Here is a 4,757-nt window from a genome sequence, read left to right on the forward strand (position 1 = left end):
TCGGGCGGCGCCACGTAGAACTGGAAGAAGGCATGGCAGGGCATCAGCGCCATCTTCGGCAGGTCGGCCACGTTCCAGGCACTCACGATGATGCGGCGCGAGTCGGGGTTGGTCTCGAGCTGCCGGACCACTTCGGCGATCTGGTCGATGTGTGCGCCATCCGGCGCCGGCCAGCTTCGCCATTGCACGCCATACACGGGGCCCAGGTCGCCGTCGGGCTTGGCCCATTCATCCCAGATCGTCACGCCGCGCTCCTGCAGCCAGCGCGCATTGCCATCGCCGCGCAGGAACCACAGCAGCTCGAGGATCACACTTTTGAGATGTACTTTCTTGGTGGTGACCAGCGGAAAACCTTCGCGCAAATCGAAGCGCATCTGGTGGCCGAACACGCTGGTCGTTCCGGTGCCGGTGCGGTCGGGCTTGAACACGCCGTGCGTTTGCACGTGGCGCATGAAGTCTTCATATTGGGAGCGAACGGGGCGCTCTGGGGGGGTGGCAGTCATCAGTAGGAGCCGAACAAGGTGTCTAAAGCGTTGATCACGTCCGAGCGTTGCTGTGCGACGTGCGCAACGGGGCGTTTGAGCAGCGTCCCGTTCACCGATGCGATGGAGGCCGTGTCGAGCACGAGCCGGCGGCCTTCGACATCGAGCGTGGGGTTGAGGTCGCGTGCCGCAGCACCGAACCCGCTTGCCGTGCGCAGCGGGATGACGACCCTCGAGCCGATCGGGGCAAGGTGATCGTTTTGAACGTCGAGCACATAAGGAGTGTGGCGCCGCTCGCCCGCGAACGGGTTGGCGTACACATCGAAGCGCGCCACGCGCCTACGCGGTGGACTGATCGGCGTCCGGACGCATGAAGGTCCGGTGGCGATCCGAAAAAAGGCCTTCTTTCTCGATGCGCGCGTTGTAGTGTTCGAGCGCGTGGGCATTCTCAATGCGCCAGCGCTCCCAATACACACGCTCGACTTCCACGGCCAGCAGCCGATCGACGGTCTGCGAGATGTTGAGCTGAAGTTCCTTGGCCAGATCGAGCACGGCCGAGTTGAGAGAAAAATTGACGGCGCGCTTGGGCGCGTTGGCGAAACGGCGCATCGAAAGCTCCAGAGTTCGTGCGCATGAATTATGTGCCTTCACCCCGGAAGCCACGAGTGTTCAGGACCTCGGCTGCCCCGCCGCCGCCGCCTGCTCCGGCTCGCGCAGCAAGATCTCCACACGGCGGTTCTGCGCTCGGCCGGCCACGCTGGTGTTGTCGGCGATCGGCTCGTAGGAGCCGCGGCCGGCCGTCTCCACGCGCGACGGGCTGATGCCGCGCGCCGCGAGGTAGTCGCGCACGCTTTGCGCCCGCTGGACCGACAGCGGATTGTTGACCGCATCACTGCCGGTGCTGTCGGTATGACCGATGATGCGCACGCGCAGGTTCGGGTCGTTGGCCAGGCCGCTGGCGAAGCTGTCGAGCACGGTGCGCAGCTCGGGCTTGATGGCGGCGCGGCCGGTGTCGAAGGAAATGTCGCTCGGCACGTTGAGCTTGAGCTGGTTGTCGGCGGTGCGCGTCACGTCCACGCCGGTGCCCTGGGTGGATTGCTCCATCGCACGGCGCTTGTCCTCCATCTTCTTCGACCACACATTGCCGGCGATCGCGCCGCCGATTGCGCCCACCGCCGCGCCCGTGGCCGCGCCCTGCTTGCTGTCGCCGAGCAGCACACCGGCGACGGCGCCGACGGCCGCACCGATGCCGGCGCCCTTGGCCGTGCCGGCTTCGCGCTCGCTCATGTTCTGGCAGCCGGCCAGCAAGGTGGCGGCGCTGAGCGCCAGGATGGCGCGGGCGGCGTGTGTGGGAACGAGTTTCATGGTGGATCTCCGGGAGAAAGACGGGGCAGGAATCCCTGCATTTTCAGCCTCGCCACAGTGGCTCCTGCAACGAGGCGTGTCTGTGCGGTATCGCTCAAGCGGTCGAGCGGGAAGGCACGACGTCTGTGAACTGCGCCGCAGCCAGCCGCGAATACAGGCCACTGCGCGCGAGCAACTCGGCGTGCGTGCCGGCATCGACCACCCGCCCGGCCTTGAGCACGACGATGCGGTCGGCATTGATCACCGTGGCCAGCCGGTGCGCGATGACCAGCGTGGTGCGCCCGCGCATCGCTGCGTCCAGGGCGGCCTGCACGGCGCGCTCGCTTTCGGTGTCGAGTGCGCTGGTCGCTTCGTCGAGCAGCAGCAGCGGCGCGTTCTTGAGGATCGCCCGCGCGATCGAGATGCGCTGGCGCTGCCCGCCGGAGAGCCGCACGCCGCGTTCGCCGAGAAAGCTGGCATAGCCTTCGGGCAGCGCACGGATGAAGCCATCGGCATGCGCGGCGGTGGCCGCAGCGATGACTTCTTCGTCGCTTGCGTCGGGTCGGCCGTAGCGGATGTTCTCGAGTGCGCTGGTCGAGAACACCACGCTGTCCTGCGGCACCAGGCCAATGCGCGCGCGCAGGGCCTGCAACTCGGCTTCGTGAACCCCCACGCCGTCGATCGCGACCCGGCCCGACTGCGCGTCGTAGAAGCGCAGCAGCAACTGGAACACCGTGCTCTTGCCGGCGCCGCTGGGGCCGACCAGTGCGACGGTCTGGCCGGGTTCGACCTCGATCGTCACGTCGTCGAGCGCCAGCGTGAGCGGGCGCGAGGGATAGCGAAACGCCACGCCCTGAAGGCTGACGCGCGAGCCGACCCTTCCGACCCCCTGCACGCCTCTTTCGTGCATCGGCACGGCCGGCATCGCCGTGGGTTGCGCCGGGCTGGCGATCGGCGAGCGCGTTTGCAGCAGCTCGATCAGCCGCTCGCTCGCGCCGGCCGCGCGCAGCAGATCACCATAGACCTCCGCCAACACCGCCACCGAGCCCACCAACAGGATCACGTACACGACCGTCTGGCCCAGATGGCCCGCGGTGATTTGCCCGTCGATGACCGCCTGCGTACCTTGGTAGAGCCCCCACAGCAGCGCGCCGAAGGTGGTGCTGATGACGAAAGCCACCAGCCCGGCGCGCATGCGCGTGCGCCGAACCGCGGTGGCGAAGGCGCGTTCGGTGGCGGTGTCGAAACGCGCGGCCTCGCGCGCCTCTTGCGTGTAGCTCTGCACCACCGGCACGGCATTGAGCACTTCGGCCGCGATGGCGCTCGAATCGGCGACGCGGTCCTGGCTGGCGCGCGAGAGCTTTCTCACCTTGCGGCCAAACCACAGCGCCGGCAGCACCACCAGCACCAGGATGCCCATGACCTGCGACATGACGACCGGGTTGGTGACGATCAGCATGCCCATCGCGCCGATGCCCATCACCGTGTTGCGCAGGCCCATGCTCAGGCTCGAGCCGATCACCGCCTGCACCAGGGTGGTGTCGGTGGTCAGGCGCGAGAGCACTTCGCCGGTCTGGGTGGTCTCGAAGAACTCGGGGCTTTGCCGAACGACATGCGCATAGACGGCATTGCGCAGGTCGGCGGTGATGCGCTCGCCCAGCCACGTGACCATGTAGAAGCGCGCGGCGGAGAACACGCCGAGTGCCGCACCGACAGTGAAGAGAGCGAAGAAGTGCTCGCGCAACGCCAGCACGCGCTCGCCGGGATCAGCGGCGACGAGGCCCTGGTCGATCAGGCTCTTGAGGGCGAGGGGGAGGACCAGGGTGCTGATGGCGGCGAGTAAGAGGAACAGGCCGGCCAGGGCGATGCGGCCGCGGTATGGGCGCAGGAAGGGGAGCAGTTCGCGAAGAGGGCGGACCGAGCGAGCGGGTGGCGCGGGCTGCGGCCGCGCGGCGGAGGAGGCGGGGGCCGGGGCTGCGGCGGTGCCTACCGAAGTGGGATCGGGAGCGGGGGCGGAAACGGTCATCCGGGAGAGTGTAGGTACCTCGTGGAGCGAGCACGGAGCCGCCGGAGACATGCGGCCGAGGCGGAACCGGGAGCGGATGCGGCCGTGAAACATTAGGTGGTCTAAATCCACCCTGCAGGAACGTGCATCGAGCGCGTTTCATTGGGAATCCGCGTGGCGACACCGGACGCAGGCGGTTGACTTGGATCAACGGGCCGTCTAGCGTCGCGGCGTCTAAAACTAGTTAACCCTCATGCAAATCGCACGCCGCCTGCTCCGCGAGTTCTGGCTGCCCGCGCTTGTCGCCGTCGCTTGGACTGTGTTCAACATCTACTCCACGAAGTCGTGGGACTTCAAAGCCATCGTGAATGTTTTCGGTCCGTCCTTCTTTCTTGCAAGTTGGGCGACAGGTCAGTTCTTCCGAGTGCAGAAGCAGGTCGGGGTGGAGAAGAACCTTACCAGCATTGAGACGCGTGTCACGACCCTAGTAGAGCGTCTCGAGAAGCACACCACAGATTTTCTTGGCTACGCGACTGGCGGGGACAGCTGGGCGAGTTTTAGACCGATGCTCCCCAGCAGGGACACGCTAGAACTGATGCTTCACAATGAATCGAAGTACCCCGTATTCGACGTCTATGCAGAAGCAATAGATTTAGACGAACCAATCGAGCCCGACAAGGGTCGCCTCTGGACACGTCACCGGTTCGTATTGCACAGTCTCTTCCCCAACAAGGGCGTCATGGGAGCCTATAGGTTCGACCTTAAAGACAAGGACAGACTTAAGGTCAACGTTTTCACACGAACACGGAACAATGGCTCCATGCCGTTTCGTGTGGAACGCGACAGTCTCATCGGGCGGCGGCCGGGGCGAACGGGTGAGCCGGCAGGTTCTTCAGGCGTGACAGCCGCAGGTACGCGATGGCGAT

The 4,757-nt window shown here is 65.9% G+C and carries 6 protein-coding genes; 1 reads left to right on the plus strand and 5 read right to left on the minus strand.

The features are described 5' to 3' along the window. From thyA to H0W38_RS16740, 5 genes are all read right to left on the minus strand, one after another. Positions 1 to 503, minus strand: a 503-nt coding sequence (gene thyA, locus H0W38_RS16720) for a thymidylate synthase (protein ID WP_292456136.1), incomplete at its 3' end; no start/stop codon positions are given. Beyond that, entirely contained in the window at positions 503 to 817 is a 315-nt protein-coding gene (locus H0W38_RS16725; RefSeq protein ID WP_292456137.1) for a CcdB family protein, read from the minus strand. The genes H0W38_RS16725 and thyA, both read right to left, overlap by 1 nt. A gap of 4 nt (positions 818 to 821) precedes the next feature. Next, a complete protein-coding gene (locus H0W38_RS16730) occupies positions 822 to 1,091 on the minus strand; it encodes a type II toxin-antitoxin system CcdA family antitoxin (protein ID WP_292456138.1) in 270 nt (89 codons plus the stop codon). Positions 1,092 to 1,151: 60 nt separating this feature from the next. Continuing rightward, positions 1,152 to 1,847, minus strand: a complete 696-nt coding sequence (locus H0W38_RS16735) for an OmpA family protein (protein ID WP_292456140.1) — start codon at positions 1,845 to 1,847, stop codon at positions 1,152 to 1,154. A gap of 94 nt (positions 1,848 to 1,941) precedes the next feature. Next, positions 1,942 to 3,852: an ABC transporter transmembrane domain-containing protein gene (locus H0W38_RS16740; protein WP_292456141.1), complete on the minus strand. Its 1,911-nt coding sequence runs from the start codon at positions 3,850 to 3,852 to the stop codon at positions 1,942 to 1,944. A 232-nt stretch (positions 3,853 to 4,084) separates the two neighbouring features. Here H0W38_RS16740 and H0W38_RS16745 point away from each other — a divergent pair. After that, positions 4,085 to 4,757: hypothetical protein (locus tag H0W38_RS16745; RefSeq protein WP_292456144.1), on the plus strand; the 673-nt coding region annotated here is incomplete at its 3' end.

This window comes from Methylibium sp. (assembly GCF_013817365.1).
Lineage (GTDB): Bacteria > Pseudomonadota > Gammaproteobacteria > Burkholderiales > Burkholderiaceae_C > Methylibium.

Coding starts and splice junctions, on each gene's coding strand:
- H0W38_RS16730 (WP_292456138.1), bottom strand. CDS start 1,091: ATGCGCCGTTTCGCCAACGCGCCCAAGCGCGCCGTCAATTTTTCTCTC.
- H0W38_RS16740 (WP_292456141.1), bottom strand. CDS start 3,852: ATGACCGTTTCCGCCCCCGCTCCCGATCCCACTTCGGTAGGCACCGCC.
- H0W38_RS16735 (WP_292456140.1), bottom strand. CDS start 1,847: ATGAAACTCGTTCCCACACACGCCGCCCGCGCCATCCTGGCGCTCAGC.